Raw genomic sequence first — 15,553 nt, 5'->3', positions numbered from 1 at the left:
GGTGCGGCAACGGCGCCGCAGGCGCGCCGCGCCGGATGGAGGATCGACGGAGGATCGACGGAGGATCACTGCCTCGGCGGACGTTCCTCGGCGGTCAGGCCGACGAGGAGATGGTCCCGCCACTGACCGTTGATGTGCAGGTTGCGCTGCAGCAACCCCTCCTCACGGAAGCCGATACGCTCCAGGATCCGGCGGGACGCCACATTCGACTCCAGCACCGTGGCCTCCACCCGGTGCATACCCACCTGCGTCATGGCATGGTCCACCCCGAGGGTCACGGCGGTCCGCCCCACTCCCCTGCCACTGAAACCCGAGTACACCCAGTAGCCGATCCAGCAGCTGCAGACCACACCGTGCTGCACGTTGCCCAGGGTCAGCTGACCCGCGAACTCCCCGTCCACCTCGATGGCGAACGGCAGCAACACGCCCTGCGTGGCCAGGGACATCAGGCCGGCGTAGTTGCGGCGCCACATCGCCCGGGTGTGCGCCTCCCACCACTCGCCGGGAACCGTGGGCTCCACCGGACGCAGCAGGTGTTCGTCGGCGTTGCGGTACTCCGCCCAGCGGCGGCCGTCCCGCCGGGCCAACGGACGCAGCCGCACCCGTCCGGCGTCGGTGTCCGCCACGGGGGTCTTCGCCGGCCACCCGGGGTGCCGGTTCGTCAGGAGCACCGGGGACTCACACCCGGTTCGTCAGGAACATCACGTCGACGACCTCGCCGGGCTCGACGCGGGTCCGGTCGCCGGGCACCACGATCAGGCCGTTGGCCTGCCCGTGGCTGCCGAGCAGGTGCGTGGGCTCGCCGCCGGCGACCGCGCCGAGCGGGTCGACGAGGAACTCACTGGTCTCCCGGTCCCGCATCAGCTGCGCCCGGATGAACCCGCGACGGTGCGGCGCCGACTCCAGTCCGGCGATCGTCCGTGCCTTGACCATACGACGCATCGACTGACGCTGGCCACGCAGGATCTGGACCAGCGGGCGCACCAGGACCTCGAAGGCCACCAGCGCCGCACTCGGGTTCGAGGGCAGCAGGAAGGTCGGCACCCGGTCGGCGCCGAGGATCCCGAACCCCTGCACCGAGCCGGGGTGCATCGCCACCCGGGACACGTCCAGGTCCCCGAGTTCGGCCAGGATCTCCCGGAGCCGGTCACTCGACGAGCCGCCCACCCCACCGGCGATCACCAGGATCTCGGAGCGGATGAGCTGGCCCTCGATGATGTCGCGCAGGCGGCGGTCCTCACCACCGACGATCCCGAGCCGGTTGACGTCCGCCCCCGCCTCGCGCCCGGCGGCGGCGAGGGAGTAGGAGTTGACGTCGTGGACCTGGCCCAGGCCCGGGTCACGGTCGATGTCGACGAGTTCGGGGCCGAAGGACAGCACCGCCATCCGCGGGCGCGGGTACACCAGCACCTTCGACCGGCCCACCGCGGCGAGCAGGCCCACCTGGGCGGCGCCGATCACCGACCCCTGTTCGACGACGACGTCACCGGGCTGCACGTCGGATCCTGCGCGGTGGATGAACTGCCCGGCGGCGACCGGACGCAGCGCCTCGGTGCGCCGTCCGTCGTCCTCGGCCCAGTCCAGGGGGACGACGGCGTCGGCGAGGGTGGGGATCGGCGCCCCGGCCTGCACCCGCACGGCCTGCCGCGGCTGCAGCCGCACCGGCCGGTGCGATCCCACACCCACGTCACCGACGACGGGGAGCTTCGCCGAGGGCACACCCGGGTCGACGCTGCCGGCGTGGCGGACGTCGACAGAGCGCACCGCGTAGCCGTCCACGGCGGCCTGGTCGAACCCGGGGACCGACGCCTCCGCCTCGACCTGCTCGGCACAGCGCAGACCCAGGGCCTCTGAAATCGCGGTGCGCACCGGTTCCGGTGTTACTGCCGCGGCGCTGACCGTGGCCAGCTGCTCCTCAACAGTTCTCACGTAGCCGTCCTCACGGGTTCTCGGGATAGGTCAGGGTGACGTGCAGGTGGTACGGGTGCAGACTCTACCGTCTCGGAACCCCGAAACCGCCGAAGGCGGGTCCGATGTCGGGCACCGCCTCCCTGCCGTCGGTTACCGTGTCACTTCTCCGGGTAACTTCTCCGGGTCACTTCTCCAGGCGGTGGGCCAGCCACCGCTCCAGCGAGGGCCCGTAGGACGGGTCGTCCAGGGCGAAGTCCACGCACGCGCGGATGAAGCCGCCCGGGTTGCCCAGGTCGTGACGGTTGCCGCGGTGGACGTAGACGTGCACCGGGTGGCCCTCGTCGATGAGCCTGGCGATGGCGTCGGTGACCTGGATCTCCCCGCCCTTGCCCGGGGTGGTCTTCCGCAACGCGTCGAAGATGGACCGGTCCAGCAGGTAACGACCGGTGGCCACGATGTTCGACGGGGCGTCGGCGACGTCCGGCTTCTCGACCATGCCCGTCACCCGGCGCACCTGGCTGTCGGCGTTGTCAGCGCCCTCGACGTCGGTGATCTCGAAGACGCCGTAGTTCGAGACCTCGTCCTCCGGGACCTCGAAACCGCACAGGACGGTGCCGCCGTAACGCTGGCGGACCCTGATCATCTCGTTCATCACGCCGAACGGCAGGACGAGGTCGTCGGGCAGCAGGACGGCGAAGGCGTCCTCGTCGTCGTCGAGGGAGTCCTCGGCGCATCCGATGGCGTGCCCCAGGCCCAGCGGGCGGTCCTGGTTGACCGACACGGCGGTGATCATCTCGTTGACCGCACGAACCTTGTTGAGCTGCTCGGTCTTGCCACGGGCCTCGAGCGTGTCCTCCAAAAGCTCGTCACGGTCGAAGAACGCCATGATGCCCTGCTTACGGGGCGAGGTGACCACGGCGAGCCGGGAGGCACCGGCCTCGGAGGCCTCTTTGGCGATGAGCTCGATCCCGGGCGTATCCACAACGGGCAGGAGCTCCTTGGGCACGGTCTTGGTGGCCGGCAGGAAACGGGTGCCCAGGCCGGCGGCAGGAACCACGACGGTTCGGATCCCGCCGGTGGAGACGCCGTCGGTGACGCCGCCCGGAGAGCCGGAGGGAACGGATGAGTTGGTAGTTGCCATACGGAGGATCCTACAGGGACCACCCCCGTCTGACCCGACGGGAACACACCGACACCCGGAAAACGGACAACCGGGGCGGCGTGACGTCACCACCGGCACCCCCGTACACCTCTATGATCGGCTGGTATGGACCAGGGACAGAACACGGCTCACGACGCGACCGGGGATACGCCGGACGCGGTGCAGGAGGCGAAGCAGGCGGTGCGCCGACGGCTCCGCGCCGCCCGGCGTGCCGTCACGCAGGACGAACGCGCCCGTCGTGACGCCGCCATCATCGACCATCTGCTCACCCTGCTGACCGACGGCGGGGACGGTTACGGGGGCCCGGGCGCGGTCGCCGCCTTCGTCGGTCTGCCCGGCGAGCCCGGGGGGCCGGGTCTGCCGGAGGCTCTCAGGCAGGCCGGGTTCGAGGTGTGGCTCCCGGTGGTCCCGGGGCCGTCGCAACCGTTGACCTGGCTTCCCTACCGGGGGTCGGGCTCCCTCCGGCCGGGGGCCTTCGGGATTCCCGAGCCCACGGAGATACCGGAAACGCCCGGGCCCCGGTCGCCGATATCGTGCGTGGAACTGTCCGGGAAAGTCACCACCCTGGTCGTCCCCGCTCTCGCCGTCGACCGGGACGGTACCCGGCTCGGCCAAGGTGGCGGCTACTACGACCGGACCGCCGCCGTGCTGTCCGGGCGTGACGAACCTGGCAGACTGGTAGCGCTCGTGGACCACGACGAGTTCGGGGTCGACGTACCCAGGACCCGTCTCGACGTCCGTGTCCGGGACGTCGTCACCGAGGCGGGCGTCTTCCCGACTTCCCCCGGCCGCCGGAGTACCCGGTAGCCGGACATCCCCTCTCTGATCTACACCAGCACAAGGAGTGCACCATGCTCAAGGGTTTCAAAGACTTCATCACCCGCGGAAACGTGATGGAACTGGCGATCGCCGTCATCATCGGCTCCGCCTTCACCGCCATCGTCACCGCCATCTCGGACTCGCTGATCCAGCCGCTGATCAACAGCTTCGGCGGCACCGAGGTCGACGGGCTGAAGTTCCAGATCCGTGACGGGATGGAGAGCACCCAGATCGACCTGGGTGCGATCATCACCGCGGTGATCAACTTCCTCATCATCGCCGCAGTGGTCTACTTCCTGCTGGTCGCCCCGATGAACAAGCTCAACGAGCTCCACGCCCGCCGGAAGGGCATCGACCCCGAGGAGACCGTCGCCTCGGAGGTCGACCTGCTCATCGAGATCCGTGACCTGATCGCCACCCAGAGCGGCGTCAGCTCCGCCAACAACGGCCTCGCCGGGGAGATCGACGACTCCACCGACACCGGTGGACGCCACTCCGCCAACTGAATCCTCCCCCGCGCCCGTCCCCTGTGTCACCAGTGGGGCGGGCGCTGCCCCTCCCAGAAGTCCTCCCCGAAGCCGGCGTGCTGCGTGGTCGTGCCGTCCCCGTCCTGCCGGGGTTCCCCGGGGCGCTCCCTGGGCAGCTCCGTGGGCAGCTCCAGGTCCCGGTCCGGGGCGTGGGCCTTGCCCACCACCCCTGTCTTCCGGCGGGGCCTCATGCCCTGCTGATGTCCGCGATCACGTGTCGGACCAGGGGGAACAGGGTGGCCATCCCGTCGCGGATCGCCGCGCGCGAGGCCGCCAGGTTCACCACGACGGTCGAACCGGACACCCCGGCCACACCCCGGGACAGTCCGCCGTCCACGGCGTTACAGGCCAGCGCGGACGCACGCAGTGCCTGGGAGAGGCCCTGGATGCGCTTGTCCAGGACCGCCTTGGTGGCCTCGGGGGTCTTGTCACGGGGGCTCACCCCGGTCCCGCCGACGGTGATCACCAGGTCGGCGCCGCCGACCACGGCGGTCTCCAGTGCCTGGCGTACGGAGGACTTCCGGGTGTCCACGGTCAACACCGCGTCCACCATGTAGTCCTCCTCCGCCAGCAGTTCCGCGACGAGTTCCCCGGACTGGTCGGCGGCGTCGGGGTGGTCGGTGACGATGACGACCAGGGCGTGCAGCAGCGAGTGCCTGGGGTTGCCGTCCTCGCGGCCGTTCTCCTGGATGTCCAGGGAGCGGAACACGTCGTCACCGGGTTCGGTGATCTCGGCGTCGAGCCGCTCGATGGACTCCTTCTCGACCCGGGCGAAGTCATCGATTCCCGGCACGGTGATCAGACCGGACGGATCCTGGATGTCGCCGGCGGTCGGGTCGGTGTCGACGTTGGGATCGTGGGACATGGTGGTGAACTCCTCGGGGACTTCGGCGCCCGTCGCGGTGTGCAGGGTCACGTCAACGGTAACCGGCGGACACGTCTGCTGTATAGGTCAGGGGTGGCATCACGGTGCCGGTGCGGGTCAGCCTGCGTCGGACTCCGAGAGCGTCACCCCGACCTCGCGCTCGTTGCCGCCGTTGCCGTCGGTCACGGTCAACGTGACCTCGTCGCCGACGTTGTGCGAGCGGATCGCGGCGATGAGACTGACGCCGCTGTCGACGATCCGGTCGCCGACCTTGGTCACCACGTCCCCGTCCCGGATGCCGGCGTCCGCCGCCGGTCCCCCGTCGGACACACTGACGATCTCCGCACCGCGGACCCGCGACTCGGCGCCGGTGTTGACCCGTGCACCGATGACCGGGTGGGTCGCCCGCCCGTTGTCGATGAGCTGCTGTGCGGTGTCCTCCGCCTGGTTCGACGGGATCGCGAAGCCGAGCCCGATGGAGCCGGACTCCCCGCCCATCTGCCCGCCCAGGGTGGCGATCACCGACGGGATCCCGACGAGTTCGCCGCGGAGGTTCACCAGTGCCCCGCCGGAGTTGCCCGGGTTGATCGCGGCGTCGGTCTGGATCGCGTCGATCAGGGACGCCTCGCCACCACCTTCACCGCCGGCCTGCACCGGGCGGTTCATCGCCGAGACGATACCGGTGGTCACCGTCGACGACAGGCCCAGCGGGGAACCGACGGCGATCACCGTCTCACCGACCCGGAGGCCGTCGGAGTCACCGATCGCGATGGGCTGCAGGTCGTCGGCGCCAGACGCCTTGACCACGGCGAGGTCGGTCTGGGGGTCGGTCGCCACGACCTCTGCCTCGAGCTGACGCCCGTCGTTGGTGGTCACGCTCATCTGCGCGTTCCCGCCCTCAGCGCCGGCGACGACGTGGTTGTTGGTGAGGATCAGACCGTCCTGGCTGATGATCGACCCCGACCCCTCGGCCCCGCCCTCGCGGGTGGCGACCTGGATGGACACCACACTGGGGAGGACGTTCTGTGCGACCGACTCCACCGTCCCCGGATCCGGGGCAGAGACCGGGGTGTTCCCCCGGTCGCTGCTGCTGGACTGGTTGAGGGAGGTGACCGGGGTGGAGTCGTCGCCGGTCTGGTTGATGACACCGGCGGTCACCGCGGAGGCCGCCACACCGACCGCGAGGACGAGCGCCGCCACCGCAGGGGTCGAGAACCGACGTTGCGGTTCCCTGCTCGCCGCACCGGCGGCCTGCGGGGGCAGTTCAGGGCCGGACACCGGGGGCGGCACGGAGCCGTCATTGCTGGGATACTGACTGGAGAGGCTCTCCCAGTGGCGTTGCTGTGCGGCCGGATCGGTGAACCCGGCGGGCCCGGGGCCCTGCCCGTCGCCCGTCCCCGGGCTCCGGCCCCATCCGTCGTCACTGCCGTTACGGTCTTCCCCGGACATCTGACTCTCCTTCGCCGGTGCGATCACCGGCTCACTCAAACTCGCTCAACTGTCTCCGACACACTCCATCGTGGTCGACCAGGGTTGGCGGTCCGTCCGCACAACCTGACAGTGTCCTCCGAATAGTGGAGCACTGTACTCGGCAAGCGCGGAGTTCGCACTCAGCAACCTTCCAGGAAGGACGTTGCGGCCTCCCGTCAGGGAGCGTCGTCGCGCAGGACGTAGCCCACACCGCGCACGGTGTGGATCACCCGGGACTCGCCGCCCTCCTCCGTCTTACGGCGGAGGTAGCCGATGTAGACCTCCAGGGCGTTGCCGGAGGTCGGGAAGTCGTACCCCCACACCTCCTCGAGGATCTTCGTCCTACTGAGCACTTTGCGCTGGTTCTTCATCAGCAGCTGCAGCAGAGCGAACTCGGTGCGGGTGAGGCTGATCCGGCGCTCGCCACGGCTGACCTCACGGGTCTCCGGGTTCAGCGACAGGTCCTCGAAGGCGAGGGGCTTCACCTCGACGTTCTGCGCCACCGCCGTGCGCACGGACCGCCGGTGCAGGGAGCGCACGCGCGCGAGCACCTCCTCGAGGGCGTACGGCTTCGACATGAAGTCGTCCGCACCGGCGTCCAGGCCGGCGACGCGGTCCGCGACGTCGGCACTGTCCGACAGCATGAGGATGAGGACGTCATTTCCGGCACTCCGGAGGTCACGGCACACGGTGAGCCCGTCGACCCCGGGAAGCTCGACATCGAGGATCACCAGGTCCGGCGCCTCCTGACGAACGAGGCGGAGGGCGTCGTCGCCGTCTCCCGCCGCGGCCACCTCGTAGCCGTTGAACGTGAGAGAGCGCCGGAGAGAGTCCCTTACCGTCTGATCATCGTCGACAACAAGAATCTTCATTCGGCCATTCTGCACCAGCGTAGAGGCGCTACGACACCCCAAAACGCATCCCACAGATAACTGACAGGAAACCTGCACCAGACCCGAACACGGCCGTAATCTGGCTGTAAAAAACGGCGGAACCCCCGGCTCCGCCGACTCTCCGCCGCCTCTCCCCACACAGAGAAAACCCCCGTCGACGAATGTCGACGGGGGTCACCTCAGCGGTACGGCACTAGTCGAGGTCGACCAGGCCCAGCTTCGCGGCCTTGACCAGACGACGAGGGATCTGGACCTCGCGACCGTCAACCTTGACGCTCTGCAGCGCCACGTTGTCGGACTTCCAGTTGGAACGACGGTGGTGGGTGTTGGCGCGGGAAAGACGGCGCTTCGGAACAGCCATTGTTCTTAGCCCTCCTCGTTCTTCTTGGTACGGCGAACACGGTTGCCGTAACGACGCTGGAACTTCTCGACGCGGCCGGCGGTGTCCATGACACGCTGTGCACCCGTCCAGAAGGGGTGGGACTCGCTGGTGACGTCGACGACGATCAACGGGTACTCGTTACCGTCCTCCCACTCCACGGAGCGGTCGGAGGTTGCGGTGGAACGCGTCAGGAACTGGTGGCCAGTGCTGGCGTCCTTGAAGACCACCGGGTGGTAGTCGGGGTGAATATCGTTCTTCATTCTCAATCCCTCAGGAGTTGTGCGCCAGGTCGGTCCCCCTCGTCCTGTCCACCGCTGTCGGCGACCGGGACGGCGAGTCGTGCCTGGGTCGGGTTTGGAGTGCGGGCGCTCCCGGCCCGTCCGCGCGGCACGCGGACGATCAGGTCGCAACACGATCGACCAGTCTATCCCCTGGCGCCCCCACGGGGAAATCCGGGCGAGGCAGCCCCGTCAGGGACAGTCACCGATACCGGGACCACTCTACCCGCACACGGGGATTAGGTGGAGGGCACGACATGAGGTAGTGTCGTGCAACGCTGTTGTCTTAGTAAACGTCATCGCACGCGCGATCGGCCCCAGACAGTGCCCCGGCCCCGCATCCCGTCTAGATGCGGGTTTTCGCAGTGGTGTCTCCCACTGCCTGCGCGGCACGAGGGACCGGCTACGCGGGCGGAAGGAGAAAGATACCCATGTCGGCACATTGCCAGGTCACGGGTCGGAAGCCGAGCTTCGGCAAAACCGTCTCGCACTCGCACCGCCGCACGAACCGTCGCTGGAACCCGAACATCCAGCGTCGTTCGTTCTACCTGCCCTCCGAGGGTCGTTCCATCACGCTGAACGTCTCCACCAAGGGCCTGAAGACCATCGACCGAGACGGCATTGAGTCCGTCGTCGCCAAGATCCGCGCACGTGGGGAGAAGATCTAGTGGCACGTAACGATATCCGCCCCATCATCAAGCTGAAGTCCACCGCGGGCACCGGTTACACCTACGTGACCCGCAAGAACAAGCGGAACAACCCGGACCGGATCACCCTGAAGAAGTTTGACCCGATCGTCCGGAAGCACGTCGAGTTCCGCGAGGAGCGTTAATCTATGGCCAAGAAGTCCAAGATCGCGAAGAACGAGCAGCGTAAGGAAATCGTCGCCCGTTTCGCTGAGCGCCGTGCCGAGCTCAAGGCGATCATCAAGAACCCGAACTCCACCGACGACGAGCGTGCCGAGGCACAGTTCGAGCTGAACCGTCAGCCGCGCGACGCTGCCCCCGTCCGCATCCGTAACCGCGACGCCGCCGATGGCCGCCCCCGCGGCTACCTCCGCAAGTTCGGTCTGTCCCGTGTCCGCGTCCGCGAGATGGCTCACCGCGGTGAGCTGCCCGGCGTTCGCAAGTCCAGCTGGTAAAAGGGAGCACACGCATGAAGCGCACCAACCACAAGAAGGCGCGGCTCGAGCAGTCCCGCCGCCCGAAGAAGAACCCGCTCAAGGCCGAGGGCATCGAGACCGTCGACTACAAGGACTACGCACTGCTGCGTAAGTTCATCTCGGACCGCGGCAAGATCCGTGGCCGTCGCGTCACCGGTCTGACCCCGCGTCAGCAGCGTGAGGTCGCCACCGCGATCAAGAACGCACGTGAAATGGCTCTCCTGCCGTTCCACAGCCGCTGATCCTGCACGAACTCCACGTTGCAGCAGCGCGCGTTTAACTAAGACCTTCTGAACCCCGTCACCGGTCCCCCGGCGGCGGGGTTCAGTCGTACCCGGGGACCGGATGCTAGCCTGAGACGTCCCCCAATCCCCGTGAAAGGCGCCATGACGAACCCGTTCGACCAGAACAACCCCTCCAGGGACGTGCCCGAGAACAACGGCGGCCTGCCCTCCTACGGCGACTACGTCGGGGGCGGTGCCTCCGGCTACGACCCGAACTTCGGGTACGGCCAGCAGCCGGCCGGCTACGTCGGCCCGGGCCCCGCGCAGTCGTACCCGGGTGCCGGCCGTCGCCTCGGCGCGTTCCTCATCGACGGGCTGCTCTTCTTCATCGTGATGGCCGCCATCATGGCGGTCTTCCTCCTGCCGGGGGTCCTGAACTGGCTCGACGACTACAACGCGTGGGTCGACGCCGGCCAGTTCGGCGCTGAACCGGAGCTGGAGATGGGCAACCTCTACCTCGTCAGCCTCCTGTCGGTCGTCCTGTGGTTCGCCTACCGCGTGCTCATGGAGGTCACCATGGGCCGGACCGTGGGCAAGATGGCGGTCGGCGTCAAGGTCGTCGACGCCGACGGCGGGAGGATCTCGGCGAAGGACTCCTTCATCCGCAACTCCTGGTACCTGGCGAGCATCGTCCTGGGCTGGGTCCCGCTGGTCGGGAACTTCGCCAGCCTGGCGATCTACGCCGCCCTCGGTGTGCTCATCGCCCGCGACCCGCACCGCCAGCACATCTGCGACTCCTGGGCGAAGGCCTACGTCGTCTACGGACGCTGACCGCGGACACCTCCCCACCTCCGGGGCGACGGTGCCCGCCCTGGTCTAATAGAGCACATGCTTAACGTTCTGAGTGGGTTCGCGGTGGTGGTCGTCATCATCGCGCTGGGATACGCGGTGGGCCGACGCGGGCTCCTCGGCCCGAACGCCGTCTACCCGCTGAACATGTTCGTGTTCTACCTCGCCACGCCGGCCCTGCTCATCAACTTCCTGCGCGACGCCGACCTCGCCACCGTCTTCGGCGAGAACCTCGCCATGGTCGTCGTGAGCACCCTGCTCGCCGGCGCCGTCGGCTTCCTGGGCTACCGCTACCTCGCCCGCCGTCGCGTGTCCGACAGCCTGGTCACGATGCTGGCCTGCTCCTACTGCAACGGGTCGAACCTCGGCATCCCGGTCACCACCCACGTCCTCGACGACCCCACCGCGTCCCTGCCGGTGATCATCTTCCAGGTTGCCCTGTACGGGCCGGTCACCGTGCTGCTGCTCGACGTCACCTCCCGACGCACACCCCACGGCACCGGGCGGACGCTGGGCCCCCTGGTCCGTGAACTCTTCCTCGGGATCGTCCGCAACCCCCTCATCCTCGCCGCCGTGACCGGGATCGTCCTGTCCCTGGTGCACTCGCGCACCGGCCGGGAACTGCCGGACCTGGCCACCGAACCCCTCTCCCTGCTGGCCGCGGGCGCCGTCCCCGCCGCCCTGGTGGCGTTCGGCCTCTCCATGGCCGACGTGACCGTCCTCGACCGCGACACCAGCCCCCGACGCAGTGTGTGGCTGGCCTCGCTGATGAAGACGGTCGGACACCCGTTGCTCGCCTACGCCACCGCCCGCCTCCTGTTCGACGCCTCCGGCGCCGTGCTGCTGGCGGTGGTCGTCGTCGCCGCGCTGCCGACCGCCCAGAACGTGTTCACCTACGCCCAACGTTTCGGGGTCAACACCGTCCTGGCACGCGACTCCGCGGTGGTCAGCACCATGCTGTCCATCCCGTCCATAGCGGTGATCACCGTCCTCCTCGGGTAACCGGGACGGTCCACCGCATTCGGCTGACCCTGGGCGCCACGGTGTGTGACAATGCGTTCCACACCACCCTGACCCTCCGGAGGCCCCATGCCGCACCACGCCCCGTCGCCCGACCCCACCACGGCCACCCTGGACGCCCTGACCGCCGAAGGCGACGTCCTCGAGCGCCTCGTCCGGGGCCTGGACGAGGAGGCGTGGGCCTCCCCCACCCCGGCCGCCGGGTGGACCGTGGCCCACCAGATCGCCCACCTCGCCTGGACCGACGAGGCCGCCTCGGCCTCCCTTGCCACACCCCCGGAGACCGGGGACGGCCCCTTCACCGACTACCGGCGACGGTTCGACGCCGACCCGTCCGGGCACGTGGACACCACCGCCGCCGACGGGGCGGCCGCGCCACCGGCGGAACTGCTGGAGCGGTGGTGCACCTCCCGGGCGCGGCTCGACCGCGACCTGCGTGCCGCCGCGGCCGGGACGCCCGGGACGTTCCTCTGGTTCGGGCCACCCATGGGTCTGCGGTCGATGGCGACCGCGCGGCTGATGGAGACCTGGGCCCACGGGCAGGATGTCGCCGACACCCTCGGTGTGCGGCGTCCGACGTCCCCCGGGCTGAGGGACATCTGCCACCTGGGGGTGGTCACCAGGGACTTCGCCTACCGGAACAACAGTCTGACCCCGCCCACCGGACAGTTCCGGGTGGACCTGCACTCCCCCGACGGCCTCCGGTGGACCTGGGGACCCGACGACGATGCCGTGGGGACCGTGCGCGGTCCGGCCCTGGACTTCTGCCTCCTGGTCACCCAGCGCCGGGAGGTCGGGGCCCTCGACCTGGAGTTCGTCGGCGACGAGGCCCGGCGGTGGGCGGGGATCGCCCAGGCGTTCGCCGGACCACCGAAGGCCGTCATGCGCGGCAGGTGATCACAGACCGCGGACCGGCGCGGCGGTCGCCGCACGGACCTCCTCGGCCGTCACCCCGGGGGCGAGCTCCACGAGGACCAGCCCGTCGGCGTCCCGGTCCAGGATGCACAGGTCGGTGATGATCCGGTCGACCACCCCGACCCCGGTCAGCGGCAGGCTGATGTCCTCCACGATCTTCGGATCGCCGCCGCGGGTGCGGTGCTCCATGAGAACCTCGACCCGGCGCGCGCCGACCACCAGGTCCATCGCCCCGCCCATCCCCTTGACCATCGCCCCGGGGACCATCCAGTTGGCCAGGTCACCGCGGTCGTTGACCTGCATCCCGCCGAGGATCGCCAGGTCGATCCGCCCGCCCCGGATCATCCCGAAGCTGGTGGCCGAGTCGAAGGTCGCCGATCCGGGCAGGGCCGTGACCGTCTCCTTCCCGGCGTTGATCAGGTCGGGGTCCAGCTGCTCCCGGGTCGGGGACGGTCCGATGCCGAGCAGGCCGTTCTCGCTCTGCAGCACGACGTGGACGTCGTCGGGCACATGGTCCGGGATCAGGGTGGGCAGTCCGATCCCCAGGTTCACATACTGGCCGTCCTGCAGGTCACGGGCGGCGCGGGCCGCCATCTCCTGTCTGCTCCAGCTCATCGCAGCCTCTCCTTCTCCACGGGTTTGTCGGCGGCCTGTGCGGCGGTGAGTTCCACGATCCGGTGGACGTATATCCCCGGCAGGTGGATGTCGTCGGGGGCCAGCGCGCCTTTCTCCACGACCTCCTCCACCTCGGCGATGCAGATCCGGCCGGCCATCGCCGCGAGCGGGTTGAGGTTGCGGGCGGTGAGGTTGAACCGCAGGTTGCCGGCGGTGTCGGCCACCGCGGCGCGCACGATGGCGACGTCGGCGGTGATGGCGGTCTCCAGGACGCACTCCCGGCCGTTGACGACCCGGGTCTCCTTCGGCGGGGAGACGGTGAGCACCTCCCCGTCCGGCCCGTACTTCCACGGCATGCCGCCGTCGGCGACGACGGTGCCGACCCCGGTCGGGGTGTAGAAGCCCTCGATGCCGCAGCCTCCGGCCCGCATCCGTTCGGCGAGGGTCCCCTGTGGGGTGAGTTCGACCTCGAGCTCGCCCTCCAGGTACTGGCGGGCGAACTCCCGGTTGTCGCCGACGTAGCTGGCGACCATCCGGCGGATCTGGCCGGAGTCCAGCAACAGACCGAGTCCGACGCCGTCGAGTCCGGCGTTGTTGGACACCACCTCGAAGTTGCCGACGTCCCGGCGGGACAGGGCGGCGAGGGTGACCTGGGGGATGCCGCAGAGCCCGAATCCGCCGACGGTGAGGGTCGCGCCGTCCGGGATGTCGGCGACCGCCTCGTCCGCGGTCATCAGGGCGGTCATGCGCGGGCCTCTTTACTGTCGCTACTGTCGTTACGGTCGTAGAGGCCGAGGATGCCGATGGCCTTCTCGCGCATCTCGACCTTGCGGACCTTGCCCGACAGCGTCATCGGGAAGGCGTCGGTGACGTGGACGTACTTCGGCACCTTGAACCGGGCGAGGTGGCCGTCGCAGAACGCGGCGACGTCCGCGGCGGTGAGCGGGTCCGCCCCATCGTGCATGATGACCCACGCCATGAGTTCCTCGCCGTAGCGGTCGTCCGGCACGCCGATCACCTGGACGTCGGCGATGCCGGGGTGTTCGTAGAGGAACTCCTCGACCTCCCGCGGGTAGATGTTCTCCCCGCCGCGGATGACCATGTCCTTGATGCGTCCGGTCACGCACACGTAGCCGTGGGCGTCCATGACCCCCAGGTCGCCGGAGTGCATCCAGCCGTCGGCGTCGACGGCCTCGGCGGTCTTGTCCGGCATGTCCCAGTAGCCCTGCATCACCGCGTAGCCGCGGACCAGCAGCTCGCCCTGGACGTCCCGGGGCACGGTGCGGCCGTCGAGGTCGACGACCCTGACCTCGAGGTGCGGTCCGACCCGTCCCACGGTCTCGACGCGTTTGACCACCGGGTCGTCCGGGAGTGTCTGGTGGTTGACCGGGGAGGTCTCGGTCATGCCGTAGGCGATGCCGACCTCGGTGACGCCCATGATGTCGATGACCTCGCGCATGGTCTTGGTGGGGCAGGACGTTCCGGCCATGACCCCGGTGCGCAGGCGGGACAGGTCAGGGTTCTTGCCCTGGTCCCGCCACTGCTCGAGCAGCTGGAGCTCGGCCATGAACATCGTCGGCACGCCGAGCAGGCTGGTGGCCTGTCCGTGGTGGACGGCCTCCAGGGTGCTCTCCGGGGAGAACACCGGCCCCGGGATGATCATCGCCGCCCCGCGGGTGACCGCGCCGAGGACGCCGATCACCATGCCGAAGCAGTGGAAGAAGGGCACCGGGATGACCACCCGGTCGGCGCTGCTGTAGTTCAGCCGCTCGCCCAGCAGGTAGCCGTTGTTGAGGATGTTGTGGTGGGTCAGCGTGGCGCCCTTGGCCATGCCGGTGGTGCCCGAGGTGTACTGGATGTTGATCGGGTCGTGGGGGTCGAGGGTCTCGCGCACGGGGTCCAGGTCGACGATCGGGTGGGCGGCCAGTTCCTCCCACCGCTCCGAGCCGAAGAAGACGGTCTCCTGGTAGGGGCGGTCGAAGGTGTGCTCCACGGTGCCGACCATGGCCCGGTAGTTGGAGTCCTTGAACCGTCCGGCGGAGAACAGTGCCTTGACCCCCGCCTGGTTCACCGCGTAGGTCAGTTCACGGGTGCGGTAGGTGGGGTTGATGCACACGAGGATCGCACCGATCTCGGCGGTGGCGAACTGCAGGACGGTCCATTCCCACCGGTTGGGCGACCACACCCCGATCCGGTCGCCGCGGCGGTAGCCGGCGGCGTGCAGGCCCGAGGCCAGTCGCAGGACCTTGCGGTGGAACTCCTGGTAGCTGAGGTGGATGTCGCCGTAGAAGTCGATGAGGGCGTCGTTGTCGGGGAAGGCGGCGACGGTCCTCGCCAGGTTCCGGCCGATCGTCTCGTCCAGCAGGGCGGTGTCGGTGGGGCCCACCAGGTGGGACAGGGCCGGGTCGAGGGTGTCGGGGTCGGACAGGGTGACGGTGCGGTGTACGGGTGTGGTCATGGT

The 15,553-nt window shown here is 69.1% G+C and carries 21 protein-coding genes; 9 read left to right on the top strand and 12 right to left on the bottom strand.

All coding sequences use genetic code 11. From position 1 onward, the window contains the following. Window positions 1–65: 65 nt before the first annotated feature. The 3 genes from MUN33_RS05100 to MUN33_RS05090 form a co-directional block, all read right to left on the bottom strand. Window positions 66–665, bottom strand: a complete 600-nt coding sequence (locus tag MUN33_RS05100; RefSeq protein ID WP_255806512.1) for a GNAT family N-acetyltransferase — start codon at window positions 663–665, stop codon at window positions 66–68. Window positions 666–678: 13 nt separating this feature from the next. Further along, complete coding sequence (gene glp / locus MUN33_RS05095) at window positions 679–1,929, bottom strand: molybdotransferase-like divisome protein Glp (protein ID WP_244803802.1); 1,251 nt, start codon at window positions 1,927–1,929, stop codon at window positions 679–681. Between the two features lie 166 nt (window positions 1,930–2,095). Beyond that, entirely contained in the window at window positions 2,096–3,052 is a 957-nt protein-coding gene (locus MUN33_RS05090; protein WP_244803801.1) for a UTP--glucose-1-phosphate uridylyltransferase, read from the bottom strand. A 126-nt stretch (window positions 3,053–3,178) separates the two neighbouring features. Here MUN33_RS05090 and MUN33_RS05085 point away from each other — a divergent pair, with 126 nt between their 5' ends. Then, a complete protein-coding gene (locus tag MUN33_RS05085) occupies window positions 3,179–3,880 on the top strand; it encodes a 5-formyltetrahydrofolate cyclo-ligase (RefSeq protein ID WP_244803800.1) in 702 nt (233 codons plus the stop codon). Between the two features lie 44 nt (window positions 3,881–3,924). Next, window positions 3,925–4,398, top strand: coding sequence for a large conductance mechanosensitive channel protein MscL (gene mscL, locus MUN33_RS05080; RefSeq protein ID WP_244803799.1), 474 nt, complete (start codon window positions 3,925–3,927; stop codon window positions 4,396–4,398). 26 nt (window positions 4,399–4,424) lie between these two features. Here the strand turns inward: mscL and MUN33_RS05075 are convergent, their stop codons facing one another. The 6 genes from MUN33_RS05075 to MUN33_RS05050 all read right to left on the bottom strand — a co-directional run bounded on the left by MUN33_RS05075 (window position 4,425) and on the right by MUN33_RS05050 (window position 8,289). Further along, entirely contained in the window at window positions 4,425–4,610 is a 186-nt protein-coding gene (locus tag MUN33_RS05075) for a hypothetical protein (RefSeq protein WP_244803798.1), read from the bottom strand. Continuing rightward, window positions 4,607–5,335, bottom strand: a complete 729-nt coding sequence (locus MUN33_RS05070) for a MogA/MoaB family molybdenum cofactor biosynthesis protein (protein WP_244803797.1) — start codon at window positions 5,333–5,335, stop codon at window positions 4,607–4,609. Before MUN33_RS05070 ends, MUN33_RS05075 begins: the two co-directional genes overlap by 4 nt. Window positions 5,336–5,401: 66 nt before the next feature. Continuing rightward, window positions 5,402–6,733, bottom strand: coding sequence for a trypsin-like peptidase domain-containing protein (locus MUN33_RS05065; protein ID WP_244803796.1), 1,332 nt, complete (start codon window positions 6,731–6,733; stop codon window positions 5,402–5,404). A gap of 197 nt (window positions 6,734–6,930) precedes the next feature. Further along, window positions 6,931–7,626, bottom strand: coding sequence for a response regulator transcription factor (locus tag MUN33_RS05060; protein WP_244803795.1), 696 nt, complete (start codon window positions 7,624–7,626; stop codon window positions 6,931–6,933). 214 nt (window positions 7,627–7,840) lie between these two features. Then, window positions 7,841–8,008 carry a 50S ribosomal protein L32 gene (gene rpmF, locus MUN33_RS05055; protein ID WP_244803794.1) on the bottom strand — a complete coding sequence of 56 codons (168 nt, stop codon included), beginning with the start codon at window positions 8,006–8,008 and terminating at the stop codon, window positions 7,841–7,843. A 5-nt stretch (window positions 8,009–8,013) separates the two neighbouring features. Further along, window positions 8,014–8,289 (bottom strand): type B 50S ribosomal protein L31, encoded by a 276-nt coding sequence (locus MUN33_RS05050; protein ID WP_038546832.1) that lies wholly within the window; start codon window positions 8,287–8,289, stop codon window positions 8,014–8,016. 449 nt (window positions 8,290–8,738) lie between these two features. Between MUN33_RS05050 and rpmB the strand changes: the two genes are divergently transcribed. The 7 genes from rpmB to MUN33_RS05015 all read left to right on the top strand — a co-directional run bounded on the left by rpmB (window position 8,739) and on the right by MUN33_RS05015 (window position 12,459). Next, a complete protein-coding gene (gene rpmB / locus MUN33_RS05045) occupies window positions 8,739–8,975 on the top strand; it encodes a 50S ribosomal protein L28 (RefSeq protein WP_244803793.1) in 237 nt (78 codons plus the stop codon). Next, on the top strand, window positions 8,975–9,139 hold the full coding sequence (rpmG, locus tag MUN33_RS05040) for a 50S ribosomal protein L33 (protein WP_010187624.1): 165 nt from the start codon (window positions 8,975–8,977) through the stop codon (window positions 9,137–9,139). The genes rpmB and rpmG overlap by 1 nt, the downstream gene beginning before the upstream one ends. Before the next feature lie 3 nt (window positions 9,140–9,142). Beyond that, window positions 9,143–9,448, top strand: a complete 306-nt coding sequence (rpsN, locus tag MUN33_RS05035; RefSeq protein WP_145943467.1) for a 30S ribosomal protein S14 — start codon at window positions 9,143–9,145, stop codon at window positions 9,446–9,448. A gap of 14 nt (window positions 9,449–9,462) precedes the next feature. Beyond that, window positions 9,463–9,711: a 30S ribosomal protein S18 gene (rpsR, locus tag MUN33_RS05030; RefSeq protein ID WP_038546820.1), complete on the top strand. Its 249-nt coding sequence runs from the start codon at window positions 9,463–9,465 to the stop codon at window positions 9,709–9,711. A 144-nt stretch (window positions 9,712–9,855) separates the two neighbouring features. Continuing rightward, entirely contained in the window at window positions 9,856–10,524 is a 669-nt protein-coding gene (locus MUN33_RS05025) for an RDD family protein (protein ID WP_244803792.1), read from the top strand. Between the two features lie 57 nt (window positions 10,525–10,581). Continuing rightward, window positions 10,582–11,544, top strand: a complete 963-nt coding sequence (locus MUN33_RS05020) for an AEC family transporter (protein ID WP_244803791.1) — start codon at window positions 10,582–10,584, stop codon at window positions 11,542–11,544. 87 nt (window positions 11,545–11,631) lie between these two features. After that, on the top strand, window positions 11,632–12,459 hold the full coding sequence (locus MUN33_RS05015) for a TIGR03084 family metal-binding protein (protein WP_244803790.1): 828 nt from the start codon (window positions 11,632–11,634) through the stop codon (window positions 12,457–12,459). Here MUN33_RS05015 and MUN33_RS05010 read toward each other — a convergent pair whose 3' ends face one another. The 3 genes from MUN33_RS05010 to MUN33_RS05000 are packed head-to-tail and all read right to left on the bottom strand — an operon-like array spanning window position 12,460 to window position 15,550. Beyond that, window positions 12,460–13,092, bottom strand: coding sequence for a 3-oxoacid CoA-transferase subunit B (locus tag MUN33_RS05010; RefSeq protein WP_244803789.1), 633 nt, complete (start codon window positions 13,090–13,092; stop codon window positions 12,460–12,462). Next, window positions 13,089–13,838 (bottom strand): CoA transferase subunit A, encoded by a 750-nt coding sequence (locus MUN33_RS05005; protein WP_244803788.1) that lies wholly within the window; start codon window positions 13,836–13,838, stop codon window positions 13,089–13,091. Before MUN33_RS05005 ends, MUN33_RS05010 begins: the two co-directional genes overlap by 4 nt. After that, the gene (locus MUN33_RS05000) at window positions 13,835–15,550 is read right to left on the bottom strand and encodes an AMP-binding protein (RefSeq protein ID WP_244803787.1); all 1,716 of its coding nucleotides are present in this window, start codon (window positions 15,548–15,550) and stop codon (window positions 13,835–13,837) included. Before MUN33_RS05000 ends, MUN33_RS05005 begins: the two co-directional genes overlap by 4 nt. Between the last annotated feature and the right edge of the window lie 3 nt (window positions 15,551–15,553).

It is taken from the genome of Corynebacterium kalidii, from assembly GCF_022869005.1.
Lineage (GTDB): Bacteria > Actinomycetota > Actinomycetes > Mycobacteriales > Mycobacteriaceae > Corynebacterium > Corynebacterium kalidii.
This window is presented reverse-complemented; position numbering and strand designations above follow the sequence as displayed.

Excerpts from the sequence above, each read along its gene's own strand:
- MUN33_RS05000 (WP_244803787.1), bottom strand. The coding sequence starts at position 15,550 with ATGACCACACCCGTACACCGCACCGTCACCCTGTCCGACCCCGACACC.
- MUN33_RS05010 (WP_244803789.1), bottom strand. The coding sequence starts at position 13,092 with ATGAGCTGGAGCAGACAGGAGATGGCGGCCCGCGCCGCCCGTGACCTG.
- MUN33_RS05065 (WP_244803796.1), bottom strand. The coding sequence starts at position 6,733 with ATGTCCGGGGAAGACCGTAACGGCAGTGACGACGGATGGGGCCGGAGC.
- rpsR (WP_038546820.1), top strand. The coding sequence starts at position 9,463 with ATGAAGCGCACCAACCACAAGAAGGCGCGGCTCGAGCAGTCCCGCCGC.
- MUN33_RS05020 (WP_244803791.1), top strand. The coding sequence starts at position 10,582 with ATGCTTAACGTTCTGAGTGGGTTCGCGGTGGTGGTCGTCATCATCGCG.
- MUN33_RS05085 (WP_244803800.1), top strand. The coding sequence starts at position 3,179 with ATGGACCAGGGACAGAACACGGCTCACGACGCGACCGGGGATACGCCG.
- rpsN (WP_145943467.1), top strand. The coding sequence starts at position 9,143 with ATGGCCAAGAAGTCCAAGATCGCGAAGAACGAGCAGCGTAAGGAAATC.
- mscL (WP_244803799.1), top strand. The coding sequence starts at position 3,925 with ATGCTCAAGGGTTTCAAAGACTTCATCACCCGCGGAAACGTGATGGAA.
- MUN33_RS05050 (WP_038546832.1), bottom strand. The coding sequence starts at position 8,289 with ATGAAGAACGATATTCACCCCGACTACCACCCGGTGGTCTTCAAGGAC.
- rpmB (WP_244803793.1), top strand. The coding sequence starts at position 8,739 with ATGTCGGCACATTGCCAGGTCACGGGTCGGAAGCCGAGCTTCGGCAAA.
- MUN33_RS05090 (WP_244803801.1), bottom strand. The coding sequence starts at position 3,052 with ATGGCAACTACCAACTCATCCGTTCCCTCCGGCTCTCCGGGCGGCGTC.
- rpmF (WP_244803794.1), bottom strand. The coding sequence starts at position 8,008 with ATGGCTGTTCCGAAGCGCCGTCTTTCCCGCGCCAACACCCACCACCGT.
- MUN33_RS05075 (WP_244803798.1), bottom strand. The coding sequence starts at position 4,610 with ATGAGGCCCCGCCGGAAGACAGGGGTGGTGGGCAAGGCCCACGCCCCG.
- MUN33_RS05060 (WP_244803795.1), bottom strand. The coding sequence starts at position 7,626 with ATGAAGATTCTTGTTGTCGACGATGATCAGACGGTAAGGGACTCTCTC.
- MUN33_RS05025 (WP_244803792.1), top strand. The coding sequence starts at position 9,856 with ATGACGAACCCGTTCGACCAGAACAACCCCTCCAGGGACGTGCCCGAG.
- MUN33_RS05015 (WP_244803790.1), top strand. The coding sequence starts at position 11,632 with ATGCCGCACCACGCCCCGTCGCCCGACCCCACCACGGCCACCCTGGAC.
- MUN33_RS05005 (WP_244803788.1), bottom strand. The coding sequence starts at position 13,838 with ATGACCGCCCTGATGACCGCGGACGAGGCGGTCGCCGACATCCCGGAC.